Source organism: Paenibacillus sp. MT86 (assembly GCF_058792535.1).
On record NZ_CM179499.1, the window covers coordinates 3,265,033 to 3,280,481 of the forward strand.

15 protein-coding genes are annotated in these 15,449 nt (G+C 48.2%); 13 read left to right on the forward strand and 2 right to left on the reverse strand.

Features of this window, described 5'->3' with window-relative positions; genetic code table 11:
- The first annotated feature begins 61 nt into the window (after nucleotides 1-61).
- From opp4C to AC3RCL_RS14520, 12 genes are all read left to right on the forward strand, one after another.
- On the forward strand, nucleotides 62-946 hold the full coding sequence (gene opp4C, locus AC3RCL_RS14465) for an oligopeptide ABC transporter permease (RefSeq protein WP_492536357.1): 885 nt from the start codon (nucleotides 62-64) through the stop codon (nucleotides 944-946).
- 7 nt (nucleotides 947-953) lie between these two features.
- A complete protein-coding gene (locus tag AC3RCL_RS14470; protein WP_492536359.1) occupies nucleotides 954-1,937 on the forward strand; it encodes an ABC transporter ATP-binding protein in 984 nt (327 codons plus the stop codon).
- Nucleotides 1,930-2,895 carry an ABC transporter ATP-binding protein gene (locus tag AC3RCL_RS14475; protein ID WP_036660645.1) on the forward strand — a complete coding sequence of 322 codons (966 nt, stop codon included), beginning with the start codon at nucleotides 1,930-1,932 and terminating at the stop codon, nucleotides 2,893-2,895. The genes AC3RCL_RS14470 and AC3RCL_RS14475 overlap by 8 nt, the downstream gene beginning before the upstream one ends.
- A gap of 154 nt (nucleotides 2,896-3,049) precedes the next feature.
- Nucleotides 3,050-4,000, forward strand: a complete 951-nt coding sequence (locus tag AC3RCL_RS14480; RefSeq protein WP_492535967.1) for an ArsR/SmtB family transcription factor — start codon at nucleotides 3,050-3,052, stop codon at nucleotides 3,998-4,000.
- Nucleotides 4,001-4,113: 113 nt separating this feature from the next.
- Nucleotides 4,114-4,665, forward strand: a complete 552-nt coding sequence (locus AC3RCL_RS14485; protein WP_096773914.1) for an OsmC family protein — start codon at nucleotides 4,114-4,116, stop codon at nucleotides 4,663-4,665.
- A gap of 6 nt (nucleotides 4,666-4,671) precedes the next feature.
- Nucleotides 4,672-5,001 carry an iron chelate uptake ABC transporter family permease subunit gene (locus AC3RCL_RS14490; protein ID WP_492535969.1) on the forward strand — a complete coding sequence of 110 codons (330 nt, stop codon included), beginning with the start codon at nucleotides 4,672-4,674 and terminating at the stop codon, nucleotides 4,999-5,001.
- A 90-nt stretch (nucleotides 5,002-5,091) separates the two neighbouring features.
- Nucleotides 5,092-6,240 carry an enolase C-terminal domain-like protein gene (locus AC3RCL_RS14495; RefSeq protein ID WP_492535971.1) on the forward strand — a complete coding sequence of 383 codons (1,149 nt, stop codon included), beginning with the start codon at nucleotides 5,092-5,094 and terminating at the stop codon, nucleotides 6,238-6,240.
- Between the two features lie 559 nt (nucleotides 6,241-6,799).
- On the forward strand, nucleotides 6,800-7,147 hold the full coding sequence (locus AC3RCL_RS14500) for a DUF1048 domain-containing protein (protein ID WP_492536361.1): 348 nt from the start codon (nucleotides 6,800-6,802) through the stop codon (nucleotides 7,145-7,147).
- A 9-nt stretch (nucleotides 7,148-7,156) separates the two neighbouring features.
- Nucleotides 7,157-7,501, forward strand: a complete 345-nt coding sequence (locus AC3RCL_RS14505) for a DUF1048 domain-containing protein (RefSeq protein ID WP_015735592.1) — start codon at nucleotides 7,157-7,159, stop codon at nucleotides 7,499-7,501.
- A 382-nt stretch (nucleotides 7,502-7,883) separates the two neighbouring features.
- Nucleotides 7,884-8,777: a helix-turn-helix domain-containing protein gene (locus AC3RCL_RS14510; protein WP_492535974.1), complete on the forward strand. Its 894-nt coding sequence runs from the start codon at nucleotides 7,884-7,886 to the stop codon at nucleotides 8,775-8,777.
- Between the two features lie 103 nt (nucleotides 8,778-8,880).
- The gene (locus AC3RCL_RS14515) at nucleotides 8,881-9,450 is read left to right on the forward strand and encodes a phytanoyl-CoA dioxygenase family protein (protein WP_492535976.1); all 570 of its coding nucleotides are present in this window, start codon (nucleotides 8,881-8,883) and stop codon (nucleotides 9,448-9,450) included.
- A gap of 166 nt (nucleotides 9,451-9,616) precedes the next feature.
- Entirely contained in the window at nucleotides 9,617-10,351 is a 735-nt protein-coding gene (locus AC3RCL_RS14520) for a glycosyltransferase (protein ID WP_492535977.1), read from the forward strand.
- A gap of 83 nt (nucleotides 10,352-10,434) precedes the next feature.
- Here AC3RCL_RS14520 and AC3RCL_RS14525 read toward each other — a convergent pair whose 3' ends face one another.
- A complete protein-coding gene (locus AC3RCL_RS14525) occupies nucleotides 10,435-13,035 on the reverse strand; it encodes a glycosyltransferase (RefSeq protein WP_492535979.1) in 2,601 nt (866 codons plus the stop codon).
- A gap of 676 nt (nucleotides 13,036-13,711) precedes the next feature.
- On the opposite strand from AC3RCL_RS14525, the gene AC3RCL_RS14530 reads away from it, so the two are divergent.
- On the forward strand, nucleotides 13,712-13,912 hold the full coding sequence (locus AC3RCL_RS14530) for a hypothetical protein (protein ID WP_096773646.1): 201 nt from the start codon (nucleotides 13,712-13,714) through the stop codon (nucleotides 13,910-13,912).
- A 32-nt stretch (nucleotides 13,913-13,944) separates the two neighbouring features.
- On the opposite strand, the gene AC3RCL_RS14535 is transcribed toward AC3RCL_RS14530, so the two are convergent.
- Nucleotides 13,945-15,261 carry a glycosyltransferase family 2 protein gene (locus tag AC3RCL_RS14535; protein ID WP_492535981.1) on the reverse strand — a complete coding sequence of 439 codons (1,317 nt, stop codon included), beginning with the start codon at nucleotides 15,259-15,261 and terminating at the stop codon, nucleotides 13,945-13,947.
- Nucleotides 15,262-15,449: the final 188 nt, after the last annotated feature.

Here is a 15,449-nt window from a genome sequence, read left to right on the forward strand (position 1 = left end):
AGGAGGGACTACCTTGTTGATCCCAACGACGGCAAGTCAAGCCGGAAAAGCCGCCCGAAGTATGGATGTTCCAGACCCACTGTGGAAGCAATCCACTCGGCAACTTAGGAAAAATAAGCTGGCCGTAGCCGGCTTCGCCTTTATCGTGTTGATGTTTGTCGCATGCTTTATCGGTCCGTTGTTCTCGCCGTATGCGGATGGCAAAATCAATCCTGCCATGATGCACAAGCCCCCAAGCGGCAAGCATTGGCTCGGAACGGACCTGCTCGGCCGCGACGTGCTGACCCGACTCTTGCAAGCAGGCCGAATATCGCTCACGGTCGGTCTTGCGTCCATGGCGCTGTCTATGACGATCGGGACGGTTCTCGGCGTCATCTCGGGTTATTATCGTGGAGTAGTCGACCAGTTGATCATGCGAACCGCCGATTTGCTCTTCACGATTCCGGGTCTTCCAATTCTCTTTATCATGGGTGCGCTGATGTCGGATTGGAAGGTTCCGACCGACTATCGGCTGTATCTGGTCATGCTCATGCTCAGCATCATCGGATGGCCCGGCGTAGCTCGGCTCGTCCGCAGCCAAATGCTGACTTTGCGGGAACGAGAGTATATGCTGGCTGCCGACGTGCTTGGTCTCAGCGATAAACGGAAGCTGTTTCGCCATTTGCTGCCTAATGTCTTCCCGCTTCTGATTGTCATCGCCACGCTTAGCATCGGTGGAGCTATACTGTCGGAATCGGTCCTTAGCTTCTTCGGGCTGGGGGTCATGCCTCCAACGCCAACTTGGGGAAATATGATCGATGCGGCCAACAATGTCATCGATTTTGAGAAACGACCCTGGCTGTGGATTCCACCAGGCTTGGCCATTTTTTTGACGGTCATTGCCATTAACATTTTCGGCGACGGTTTGCGTGACGTACTCGACCCTAAACAGAATACAAGCAGGTGAACGGATGATGAATTCATTAATCGAGATCAATCACTTAAGCACTTATTTCGAATCCGGAGCCGGAACGGTCAAAGCGGTGGATGATATCAGCTTCCGTATCCGCGAAGGCGAAACGGTATGCGTCGTGGGCGAATCCGGCTGCGGCAAGAGTATTACGGCCATGTCGATCATGGGACTGGTAGAAGGGCCGCACGGGAAGGTGGTGAACGGCAGGATCCAATTTGGGGACAAAGATCTTCTGAAGATCAGCAAAGAAGAGATGCGCCGAATCCGGGGCAACGACATCTCGATCATTTTCCAAGAACCGATGTCCTCCCTGAACCCGGTCATTACCATCGGCAAGCAAATCATGGAGCCGCTCATGCTACATCGGCGAATGAACAGAAAACAAGCTTATGCCCGAGCGCTCGAATTGATCGAGCTGGTCGGCATTTCCCGAGGGGAACAAATCGCGGCTTCCTATCCCCATCAATTGTCGGGAGGCATGCTGCAGCGGATTATGATTGCAATCGCGATCTCGTGCGGCCCCAAGCTGTTAATCGCCGACGAACCGACGACCGCACTGGACGTTACCATCCAAGCGCAGGTGCTGGAAACGCTTAGGGAAAGCAAGGAGCAATCCAATATGTCAATGCTGCTGATCACGCATGATCTTGGCGTAGTGGCCGAGATGGCGGATTATGTCATCGTCATGTACGCGGGGAAAATCGTCGAGGAAGGAGACGTCGAGGAGATCTTCGACCATCCGAAACACCCGTACACGAAGGGATTGTTGAAATCGAAGCCGATCATCGGCCAGCGCTCGGAGCAGTTATACTCCATCCCTGGTCAGGTTCCCAATCCGCTTGAATTGACGGAATCCTGCTATTTTCATGATCGCTGTGAGAGCTGCATGCCCGTCTGCCGAACCCGGCAGCCGTCATTAAGAGAAGTGGAGCCCGGTCACAGGTCGGCCTGTTGGTTGTATGAAGAGGAGGCGCGGCATGAGTGAAGCATTGCTGGAAGTACGACATTTAAAAAAATATTTTCCCATCACCGCAGGGCTGCTTAACCGTACCGTCGGTCATGTCAAAGCGGTTGATGACATCAGCTTGAGTATACGGGCCGGAGAAACATTCGGCCTGGTCGGCGAATCCGGCAGCGGCAAAAGCACGGTCGGGCGCACGATTCTCCGGCTTCATGAGAAAACCAGCGGGGACATCCTTTATAAAGGAATCCCGTTTCACGAGCTTCCCAAATCGGAGATGCGCAAACTTAGACCTAAAATGCAGCTTATCTTTCAGGACCCCTACAGCTCGCTGAATCCGCGAATCCGCATCGGAGACGCCATCGGCGAAGCGCTGCTTGAGCACGGTTTGGCCGAAAAAGATGAGGTTCGCAATCAGGTATTGGATGTGCTGGAGGCTTGCGGCTTATCTGCCTATCACTACAATCGGTTTCCGCACGAGTTTTCGGGCGGCCAGCGGCAGCGGATCGGCATTGCCCGCGCTCTGGTGCTGAATCCCGATTTTATTATCGCCGATGAGCCGGTGTCTGCGCTTGATGTATCCATCCAGGCACAGATCATCAATTTGTTTCAAAGGCTTCAACATAACCGCGGATTAACCTATTTGTTCATTTCGCATGATCTAAGCGTCGTAGAGCATTTGTGCAATCGCATCGGGGTGATGTATCTTGGTTCCATGATGGAAATGGCTTCGCGTGACGAACTGTTCAGCCGTCCGCTGCATCCTTATACGCAAGCATTGCTATCGGCGATCCCTGTCCCGGTTCCGAGGCTGAAGCGGGAGAGAATCGTGCTTAAAGGGGATATTCCAAGTCCGGCCCATCCGCCTTCCGGCTGCAAGTTCCATACACGCTGCCCATATGCCTTGGCGCAGTGCAGGGAGGTCGTTCCCGAGCTCCGAAACGTCGGGGACGATCATTACGTGGCTTGTCATCTCGTTTGAAGCGGCACGCCATTTTAAGATCATTTTATAACACATTGAGGATATGCCTTGGGCTGTGTCGTCCGATGCCAAATGTTGTACAATATGAACGAGACAGTTGCTGAATTAACGGCATTCAGTCCGTCATAACAGGTCAAAGAAGGAGTGCAACTTGTTGTCCTATCAATTGGAATTATCGTTCAGTCCCGTCAACGAACTGATCAACAGCCTCCATACGTATCTTTGCAAAAGCTGGCACAAACGGATTGATCTTGGTCCTGACTGGACTCAGAATGTACATGCATCCTTGTCTTCAGAATTCGCCGATCAACTGGAACAGACCGGAATCGATTTGGAATGGAAGCTGCTTCATCTTCTGGCCTATGTGTCCCCGAACAAGAATAGCGTCGAAGATTTTCTATCCTGGCTGCATAAACTCACGTTGGGCGAACTTTATGCCGTGCTGTCGCCGTATGTCCAGACGTTTCCCGAAGATTTCGGCGCGGTACGAGACCGGCAGCATCGGATGCTGTCTGAATGGAACGAAGTCTATTTTAAACATATCGACCCGGGGATCGTCACGGCTTTGCGTGCCGAAGCGGAAGAGAAGACGGGATGGGGTGGATTTGAAGCTTACGAGAAGGCGGCAGCCTTGACGAACGGGTTTTGTTTCGAGCCGGTGAACGGGCTGGAGAAGCTGGTTCTGATTCCGCACTACCATTTTCAGCCCGGCAATATCTTTTACTCGTACGGAAGCCTAACCCTCTGCCATTATGCCTCCAGGATCGAGCCGCATTCCGAGGAAGAAGATGAGCCGTCGCTTCATTTATACCGGTTGCTCCGCAGCCTGAGCGAGAAGAGTCGTTTGCGAATCCTGCACTTTTTGCGCAGCGAACCGCGCACTTTTATCGAAGTGGTTCGTCACCTCGGCATATCCAAAGGCATAACGCATGACCATATATTCAATTTGCGCTGCGCGGGGCTGCTCAACGTTCATGTCGTCGGGGAGACGGTATCGACCTATAGTTTAAGAGTGGAACGAATTCAACAAATCGAACAGGGGCTCTTCGATTATTTGGGAATGAACCCTAGCCTATTATCCAATCCCGTTGATGAAATGGTATAACCGAGCAACGAGTGTTGACCGAATCGTCGGAGACACAGCTTAAAGCAGAGATGAACTGCTTAGCTGTGTCTTTTTTCGTTAAAATCATCAATATTTTAAAGGAGCGAGATACGATGACTACATTAAATGAATATTTAGCGCAAAAGAAAGCGGCGGCGGAGGCCCTGCGTTCTCAAGCGGAGCAAGACCCTAAGCCGAATACTTATTCGGCCAAGGTACAAGCGAAAGGCCGCAGCGGCGTTCGTGAAATACGCATACGCGACTTCCAAATCATCAGCGACAGTCCCGAGAATTATGCCGGATATAGCCTCGGTCCTTCATCACCCGAAATTCAGCTTGGCGTACTAGGCAGCTGCCTGACTCATATTACGTTGATTCAGGCAGCGGAACGAGGCGTATCGCTAGAATCCCTTGAAGTCGAAGTCACGGGTCAATTGCACCCGCTTGCCGGCAAACCGGGATACGAGGATATTCCTATCTATCCGCATAATATCGAATATAACATTTACATCGTATCCGAAGAATCCGCTGAAACCATCGCCGATCTTCATAAAGCGGTTGAACGCGTATGTCCGATTTACAACCTGTTGAAATATCCGCAATCGATCTCCGGTGGAGTGGTGCATCGATCGCCTGCCGGACAGCCAGAGGGTTCTTCCCTCTAGAAATGAATGAAATTCCGCCTAACCGGCAGCGTATATGAAACTACTTGGAACCAGGTGCTAACACTGATGCCTTGGACGTTGCTCTGCGGCGGAATCGCCTGGTTGAATGCTCGCCATTTGAACATTCACACGCTTGGGGAAGGGATCGCAACCGGCATCGGCGCGGCTGTGCAGCGACAACGCCTATGGCTGCTTCTCATTGCCGTGGGACTTGCCGGATCATCGGTCGCTCTGGTCGGAGCCGTGGGGGTTATCGGCCTGATTGGACCGCAAATAGCTAAAAGGATAAGCCGTCACGATACGATTCGTGGCGGCTTATTCGTGCGAATAACATAGTTCAACTCACAGTATAATTCTATGATATGGTATTCTACTTACGAATCAAATCCGGACAAGAAACCGTTCGAGTCGGTTAAGGAGGATCGTATGAACATTACCGGTATACAATCTGACTGGAGAGTGGAAAAAATCGAATTCGCCAAGTTAACGGGTGAACGAGCCAGAAGCGCGGGAGCCAATGGCAGAATCGGCGTTCATGGCAAAGGCTGCACAGTGGATATCGCCAGAATTACGATCGATGGACAAACAGGTTACGGCAGCTCGATTCAAATGACACCGGAATGGGCCGAAGACATCATAGGCCGCCGTTTGCTTGATTTATTCGATCACCGGGGCAGACTGCGCGAAGCGTATCGATTGCAATTGGAATATCCTGTGCTCGATTGGTTAGGACAGAGACAAGGCAAACCAGTGTATGACTTAGTGTCCGGTGCCCACCTCGAAAAGGGAGCCCCATTGGTTGTCCCCTGCTATGATACCTCTCTATACTTCGACGATTTGCATTTGGTCGATGAGAGGGCAGCTGTCGCGCTGATGCAGGAAGAAGCGATGCAAGGTTATGCGAAAGGCCAACGTCATTTTAAAATTAAGGTTGGCCGAGGCGGACGCCATATGCCGCTCTGGGAAGGGACGAAACGAGATATTGCAATCGTGCGCGGGATCTCGGAAGTGGCAGGTCCCGCAGGCAAAATCATGATCGATGCGAATAATGCCTATAATTTAAACTTAACCAAAGAGGTCTTGGCGGCTTTATCGGATGTGAATCTGTATTGGCTGGAAGAAGCGTTTCATGAGGATGAAGCCTTGTACGAGGACCTAAAGGAATGGCTCGGGCAACGTGGGCAGAATGTGCTTATCGCGGATGGGGAAGGGCTTGCCTCCCCTCATCTTATTGAGTGGGCGACTCGCGGCCGTGTTGATATACTGCAGTACGATATCATTTGGCCTGGTTTCACGCATTGGATGGAATTAGGCGAGAAGTTGGATGCCCATGGTTTGCGGTCTGCACCTCATTGTTACGGCAATGCTTATGGCATTTACGTGTCGGGACATTTGTCTGCCGCGGTGCGAAACTTCGAATTTGTGGAATATGACGACATCACGATTGAAGGAATGGATGTATCAGGCTATCGAATCGAAAACGGAGAAATTCATGTTCCGGCCACGCCGGGTTTCGGCATCGTCTTCGACGATGAACTTGTAACTTACCTTATAAACCGATCCGGCTGGTCCTGAGATCAGTTGAGTGATGGCAGCATGCAACCGAGCAAGCGAAATGGATTCATAGCCGTGTTCGCAGAACAGAGAAAGTGGAGGGACTTTCTTATCTCATTGAAATTAGCCGGAGGAACGTTAGTATATAGGAACTATCGCCATGCCTTTAGCAGAACTAGTTCAATCGAAGACAAAAAGGCAGCCGTTCATAAAATCGGCTGCCTTTGTTCTACCAACGGCCAGGATTGTTGAACATATCATATCTGTGTCAGAGGAAATGCAATTGACAAACCAACTACTACGTGTTACTTTATAGGAGTAGTAAGTAATACTTCATACCAGTGCTACAGAATAGCCAGGGGTAATTGTGCTGGAAAACCTAACGGAATTGCAAAGGGATGCTTGAAGGTGTGCCCTTGGAATTATATGCCGCATTGAAACCTACGGCTACGAAATCACGCAGCGACTGAACTTCCGTGTTGTGGAGGGAAGGGTGTACGTGGAGGGCGGAGCTGAAAAGGTTCTGGGAAAAATGGGAGTTCGTATCATCAACAATAAACGAGTTAAAGGAGAATTAATCATGAATTTTTGGGAAAAAATCACCGGCAGCGACATGACTAAAGAATTTAAAACTTTTGAATCACGAGCCAAGAAGCTGCCGGCTGATTATCAAGCTGCATGGAATGAAATTAATGCCAATCTTTGGCCTCACTCCGATTTCACCGGTCGCAACCTCATGCCAATTCTTGACGGCGTGCTTGGCTTGCTCGAAGAATCGGCGACGGAAGGTCAGAATGTCCAAGAGGTTTTGGGTAACGATATCAAAGGTTTCTGTTCAGCGCTGGCCGGCGAAGAAGGAGCAAAGTCTTTTCGTGACAAGTGGCGCGAGCAGCTCAACAATAATATCGCTAAAAAATTAGGTAAATAGGAGGATAACATGAGAATACAAGATATCATCGAAGGCAAAAAAGAGTGGCGAGCGCATGTGGCGCGTGTCAAAGCACTCCCGAAAGATTATCAGATTGTTTATAAAGAGATTCAAAAATATCTCTTTAAGGTCGGCCCTGTTGAACTAACCGACGGGACGGGTTTGCTCTCGGGGATTATCGATCTTTTTGAAGAGGGCGCGGCCGTGGGAAAAGGCGTACTCGAAGTAACGGGCAGTGACGTAGCGGCTTTCTGCGACGATCTTATCAAAGATTCAAAAACTTACGCTGATATCTATCAAGAATCATTTGACCAAAGCAAGGCCATAAAAAAGATTACGGATAAAACAAAGTAAAAGTGGGATATCGGGATGGAAACAGTAATTGAAGTTTCATGCACAAATAGCCATCCCGGGATGCGGAACTATAAACAGTTTTGGCGAAGAGTAAATCAGAGGACAGGAATATGATGACTTTGAAATTCGAACGATAGTCGGCTTTATTTGTTAGACGTATATAAGGGAGCTGGCCTATGCTAGTTCCTTTCGCTTTTTGTCCCTTCTTGATTCCCGTCGTCATACTGGCAAAAAGATCGTCCATATGATTTTCGGCAGTTATTTCCTTACTCATACGAGTTAAGTGGTGTAGCATATAATTGAAACCGTTTTAAATGGAACTTATAACTTGTGCCCTGCGTCATATTATTTAGAACAAACGGAAGGAATGGGAGGTTATACGTTGTCGCTAACGCTGCCCGCACTTCATGTCATGGGGGATATCACCGTTAACAAGGGATCCGTTCTGGGGGTGCGAACGATTGATGATTTCGAATTGGTATTCTTTCCGACGGGGTCCCAAACCGTTTACGAAAACGACCGGGGCGAATTTCTGCTGGATCGGCCCGGCATTGTATTCACCTGTCCCGGAGAGCCGCATAGGTACCGGTTTGATCCGCTCGTTCCCACCAGGCATCTATATGTCCATTTCGAACATGCAGCATTCCGGGAAACCTTCTGCAGACAAGACGATAGCCGAGGGGAATGCCAGGACTGGTCGGTGATTGCCGGGGGAAGTCTTGTTCCCTCCCTGTTGAAACAAATGCTCAAAATTGTGCATGTAAAACACCGCGGCTGGCAGAGAAGAGGAGCCATTTTGCTACTGAGCGTTCTGGAGGAATGGCAGGCGATCGATGAAGACGATTCACTCTCTTCCATGAACCTGCCTGCCCCGATTATCAAGGCATTGGATTATATGGAACAACATCTTCATCACCAAATTACCATTGAAGAGATTGCGGGCAGTTCCGGCTGGACTCATGAGCACTTTACCCGAATGTTTGTCCGCTGGATTGGGATCCCTCCCCAGAAGGCTTTGCTGGAACGCCGTCTACGGAGAGCAGAACAGCTATTAATCCAAGCGGAGCGAACGATCAAACAAATCGCTTACGATGTCGGGTTTGCCGATGAGCACTATTTCTCCCGCATGTTCAAACGGACACGCGGTATCACTGCCGTGGAATTCCGCGATCGTTTTGCGGATCCGTTATTTCGTCATTTGGCCATGACCGAAGAAGAGGAGTCCGCTTATCCCTTGAACCGGCATTTTGTCGCTCTGAATCAGGAACGGACATGATAACGGATATCAAATATGTCCACCGTTTTCCGTGTCCTCTCCATTGAGAACGCTTTCGGAATCCTTCACACTTAAGGTAACCAATTCATGTGGAGGGATCAGCATGGGGCAGACTTATATACCTAAGGCCAAACTAAGAGAAGGCCGTTATTATGTAACGGTAGAGCAATACAAGCACTATCACAGAGATGGTTTCCTTATTGTTGAAGGACTGTTGGATCCGAAAGAAATAGAGCATTATGCAGCTTGGGCAGAGAGATTGCGGATTGAACATGAGGGGAAACGTGAAGAGGCATCTACGGAAGATAAGGATCCTCTCAAATCGGAGTTTGCCGAGAAAACGAGGGTTCATATGATCTCCCGCGTCCATCCGGAAGGAGAGCAGTTGATGCTTCATCCCCGGATTTTGGATGTGCTTGAGGCGCTTATCGGGCCCGATGTCTATGCTCTGCAATCGATGATGTTCTTTAACCCGCCTGGAAAAGGGGGGCAAGGTTGGCATCAGGATGCATATTACATCAAGACCCATCCCGACACACTAATCGGAGCCTGGATTGCCCTGGAGGATGCCGATGAAGAGAATGGGTGTATACGCAATGGACACCCTTATCGGTACCCACGTTCGATTGGACGGAGAAATGGTGCACTTCTGGCACCCGTTTGTTGGACCTGAAGGCAATCCCCATTATGAAACCAACTATGCCTTGTACAAACAATACAAGGAGGCAAGGGGGGATGTTCAGTCTATGCGCAAACTGATCGGCAGAGGTTAAGCCTAAGGGCCAGAACAGGAAGGAGAGGATATTCCATGAAGCTGTCGGTCATTGTACCGGTTTTGAATGAAGAAACGTTCGTCCCTTTATATATCAGAAAGCGTGAGCCGTTTTGCTCATGAAATCATTATGGTCGATGGAGGAAGCACAGATGGCACTTTGAAGCATATTGAGCGCCTGCAGGATCGTTATCCAATCCGGTTGTTTCGTTTGCAGCAGAATGGAATGCCTTACACCGATGATTGGAATGAATCCCAAGTACGTAATTTCCTGATCGATCAAGCTCAGGGAGACTGGATTATGAATCTGGATATCGATGAATTGATGGATGATCGTTTTCAACAAGCACTGCCGGAGCTTATGGCCAACGCGGACGTGGATATATACCAGTTCCCGTTCGTCAACTTTTGGGGAGATCCGTTGACCATTCGAGTGAATAGCCCAGGGGATGAGCGATGGTCCAATGATATAACGAGAATGTGGAGGGCGAATAAAGGGATTCGTTATCGTGATGAGAAGCATCATTGCACGCTTGAGGCGGCAGAAGGGCAGAGCATATGGAGTATTCCAAGAGGGCGAAGCGATGTGAATATATACCATTATCATTATGCTTTGGGACGTAAGATCAAATTTAATGACAACCGGAGAAAAGACGTTAATTTACTGGAAAACGAAGGCGTGCCAGATTGGAGTTTTAAGCATTCGGAATACGAGATAACCACAACTCCCTTTCAAGGTCGTCATCCAGAAGTCATTCGGCGTTACTTAAAGAAAATAGAAGAAGAGCCTCATTCAAATTAAACGCCCTGACCATGCTTCTGAACGAACTTCAGAAGCATGGATGGGCTTTTATTCTCCAGTTATTTAGGGAGTTCCGTTTTATGCTATACGGTCGATATATCCCTTGTAAGAGACATGACATTACGTACGGTATGAGTCACAAGAGCATCCCCAAACACCTTGATATCGGGCAAGTTGGATTGAAGAGCTTTGAGCCGATGATCATGATAACAAAGCGAATCCGCTACAAAATGGTCGGAACGCAGGTAGGGGTAAACATCGGTTGAACCGCAGTATATTACATGATCAAATGTGACTTGAGAGAATAAATCGATCCGGTTAGTGAAATACAGTCTTGGACCCACCTTGCGAGTTCCGATTATCGGTTTGCCGTGGTATTCATGCGCATATACGATGACATACAAGTCCTCATCCTCCGTCAATCCCATGACGATTTTCTGCCAGCGTTTGGAGTGGGCATCCCATACTTTATCACCCAGAACCAAAGCGAACTTCTTCCCTGTCACATGAATCCGATTGGCGATTTCCTGCGGATGATCCGCCAAATGAAACAGGCTGTGAGGACCTTTCGGCAATCTCCAGGTTTTGTTCCATTTCTGCTCGTAGTATGCCTTGTTCTTTTCCCACAACGAATCGTATGCTTGGGGCTTCAGCTCTTTAATGGTGGCACTGCCGTAATGATATACAAAAGCATCTTCGACGATAGCCAGACGGTAACCTGCATTGCGCACCCGTTCACAGTAATCATCATCCTCGAACATGCCAATTCCATAGGCCGGATCAAGGGAACCAACCTTATCCCATACACTACGCTTCATGGCAACACAGAAGAATCCAAGCAAATCGGTATATCTGATTTTCTCATGGTACAGCTCATATAAATCATGCAACCAACGAACATCGGCACCGTATACCGCGTCGCCGATGAAATGATCCAACGCTTGATCATTACCCACATAATTGGACATCGGGCCCGTCATTCCGATTTGCGGGTCTTCGTGAAATGGCCGGAGCAATCGGGTAATCCAGCTGCCATCAGGTACTAGCGTATCGTTGTTAAGCAAAATCATATACTCACCTGTTGATTCCAGGCATCCGAGTGTGTTCCCTGCGGAAAAACCAAGATTTTCCGGAGACGAAATAACTTTAACCAGCGGGTTGTTAAGAGCTTTAAGGTGAAAAGAAGTTTGATCCGTCGAGGCATTATCGACGATAACAACTTCCAGATTTGGATAATGTCCCTTTTGCAGCAAACTGCGGAGACATTGCTCGGTGTAAGACCATTTATTGTGAACGACAATAATGACGCTAACCTTAGGAAACAGATGCTGTGTAATGTAGTCGTTTAGAACCTGGTATCTTTGAACCCAGTTATTATGACGGGCGAATTCTTGCCTTCGTTTGATCTGCTCGGTACCGGATTCCTGAAGTGCTTCATGAATCGCCTGTTCGAATTTATCCGGCGTATCTGCAATGGAGACCATATCGGAAGCAACGGCTTCAACCTCTGGCAGGTCAGTAGATACGACTGGTTTTCCAGCCGCAAGATATTCGTACAGTTTGACAGGATTAGTAGCCTTGGTGAGCATATTCTTCATGAAAGGAATTAATGCAACTTGGAATCGATGTAAATAGATTGGCAGCTCATGATAGGGCTTCTCGCCCAAAAGTACGACGTTGTCCAGCTTCTCGACGTCAGTGGTATCACAACCAAAGGTGTGTCCAATCAGAACGAATGTCCATTCGGGTCTGTTTCTGGCCACTGTTTCGATCAGGCGTATATCGAACCAGTCGGATATCGCCCCGTAATAACCGATAATCGGCTGCTTTATGGACTTCAGCTCCGTCAACGATGGTTCAGGCGGTTTTAAAAAATGAGAGATATCAGCGGCATTGCGGATAAGGACCGTGGATGGATTATGTTCAATAGCCCAATCGTACAAATGCTGTGAGGACGTTACGACAAGCCCGGCCACCCGAAGCAGGCGTTCCTCCTGATGGAGCATGGCAGGATCATTGGTCGAGAAACCCGCATGATGATCCATGCAATCATACACGATATGATGCTGCTCCATGGCCGTGACAAGAGGAGTCCAGAACGGTAAATCGACAATCGATACCATTTGGGATATCCCGAATTTGTCTCGTACATGCTCTATAGACCATTTTAGGTACTGGATATCCCAGCTGCTCATCTCATCTTTATATAGATTTAGAGGTTTATGCGCGCACAAAGTAACGAGCCATACGTTTCGATCGATGTTCTTAATCGAGACAAAACGTCCTACCTCTTCTTTGGAAGCCTCTTCCTTGCGCAAACCGATGATCTCCGTGGTTACATAGAAAACACGATGTCCCTGTTGAGCGAACTGTTCGGATAATTGCTGCGGCCGCTGCCATCTGAATTGCCAATCAATGACGGGAAAACGAATAATGTCGTATAACGGCGCTATCCCGGGTGCAAAAATCTCCGTTACCCGGGGCCCAGCAGGGACAGGGGCAGCCTCGTATTCAAAAGGGGTGACGGATTGTTGATGAGTTGTATGTGATAGGAAAATCGGAGGTACCGGCTGAACTGACCGTTTCTTTTTGTACAATTTATAGTTTGATTTACGAAGCTTAATCTGACGGGGACTCGTGCGATTCGTGGAAGATCTGCGCCGGTTGTTTGTGATTTTATTCAAGAGTAGCCTCCTCTCTCGTGTGTGATTGTCTCTTTAACAAAGTATGTATCACCCCATGTATCTGTATGGGTAGAACACCATCCGGCATTGGTTTTATCAAAATGGGTATGTATGATTCCCGCATTGAAAAATCTTGCAACAATTTATACGGATCTATAGTTGTAGGCCCTTTTCTTATCTTTGGCTATTCAGGTTTCCATTGGCTGGATTTATACATATTGTACCAGTGACTATATGGAGGGAGGCAGCTAGTGTGAGGAGATATTGGAACCGAAGCCATCAAAAAGATTGCAAATTCATTGTTGGCAAGAGAAAACATAAGCGTGCTAAAAAGCCGATAACGGTTCTGAGCAAGCTAAACCGGTTGCGTCGAAGATTGATTCATAGCATATCTCAAATCAAATTACAGCTCAGACGACTTACCATACGGGTAAACGCTCTTCAGAAACAAGTGGAGGATTATGGCTATGCGGATTGGAATAATGTCATTGCTTATTTAAGATCGCGTCTGAATACTCGAATAACCATCGAAACTCCGGCTGGTTCGATTTTCGGTTCATTGGTGTCTATTGGAGACAATTATATTCAAATCTCGGAGCCTAACGGAAGTATTGCCATAATACCGTTGAGCAGTGTTTTATCTATTGAATAATGATGGACAGGGAGGGAAGAGTGGATGGATTTTTCGGAAATACTGGCAACTTTCCTTGGCAGGACAGTGGAGGTTATCCAGGCCAATCAGTTCCTTCAAGGACAGTTATTATCGGCAGCAGGCGGGTTGATCACAGTTCAGGTTGTAAGCTCAAACTATTTGCCAGCATCAAGGCAGGTCACCATCATCAATGATAATATTTCATTAGTTCGCATACTTCCTTAGTCTTCACTTGAGAAGGGGGAACTTTGCAATAACTATTTCAAAATATCGCTCATCGAGATCTTCCATTTCTCATAGTGCTTAAGATGCCGATGCGTCATGCTTGAGCTCCTAATTCTTCTATGATACAGCGGTTGAGGAATGTAAACCGGATGGAAGCTTGAAACCTTGGATAACATCTCGATATCTTCGTATAGACGCCCTTCGAACGGGACTGAGGTGTTCCATCCTCCTAGCTGCTTGATTACAGAGATATTGAACATTCTTGGGGCTACTGCCATAGCTTCTACGAGGAGTTGCTCCGCGGACAATCGGGAAGGTCCAGTTCGAACCCCCTGGTAAAGGAGCTGTTTATTCAAACGCTCGACCCATTCAAAATGATTCGCATACAATACACCAACATTCGGTTCCCTGTTTGCTTCATGTAGAAGAACTTCCAGAATATCTGGTGACAGCCAATCATCGGCATCCAGCTCAAGAAACCAGGCCCCCCTTGCCATGTGTAGCGCTAAGTTCAGGGCATGAGCCTTACCCAGATTTTGATGTAGTCTCACTTTATTTATACGCTTATCTATCGGTAATCCCGCCAGGATGCTTGGAGTATCATCACTTGAATGATCATCAACTATGATCAGCTCCCAATCTGTGATCGTCTGTGACAATACGGAGCGAATAGCCCACGGCAAGTATTCACCATCGTTACATGTGCACAGCGCAATGGTAACTATAGGAGTGATTTGTTTTTCATTGATAGTCTGAACGCGGGATGGAGCATGAAGAAGCGGAGAGATTGCGTTCCATTCCTCTGCTTCCTTCATCCAGGGAGGGGCAGCGCGATGATGGTATAAGATCCCGTCCGAATCTACTTCCTTCCATTCATAGTGGCTGGTTAGCTGGACCTGCTTATCGATCAACACGTATTTCTGGAACGGCAGCTGATCAGTGCTCGAAAAACCCGGTGTCTGTCCATTCATCACGATGCTCGTACGCCATAACAGGGGGCCGCGGGGAGTATGGAAGTTTGGAACAGGTCTTTTGTGTAATGCTATTGGCTGGTCTGTTTTGGTTGCGGAAGTCAGTATAAAGCCAGCGGAGCCGTCAGCGCAAGTTTGCAGCCATCGTTCGATTTCTTTCTTCGCCATAGGCTGTACAGTATCTCCGGCACAGAGTGTCATGAACCATGGCGTATTCAGGTTATCGGACAGCGCTTCGTTCATTATTGCTGCGGACTCCCGTTCGTTTTGAATCACGATAGGACGGGCATTTGAAAAAACACGCATAACCGTGGATACGGTGTTCTCGCTTAAATGAGGATATAATCCAGGTAGAATAAACACCAGCATGGCCGTCATGTTCCTTTCTGTATCCTAACCGAAGGTGACTCTATACGGTTGTAATGGGTCATCAACACAGTTCTGTTTATCATATGCCCCCATTGGCATGGGGGATACAAATGCCGATAACTTACTCCATGTTGCGGCGTTTAGGTAAATCGGGAATAATAGAGCTTATAGACCGGAACCCGTTGATAGGAGAGATA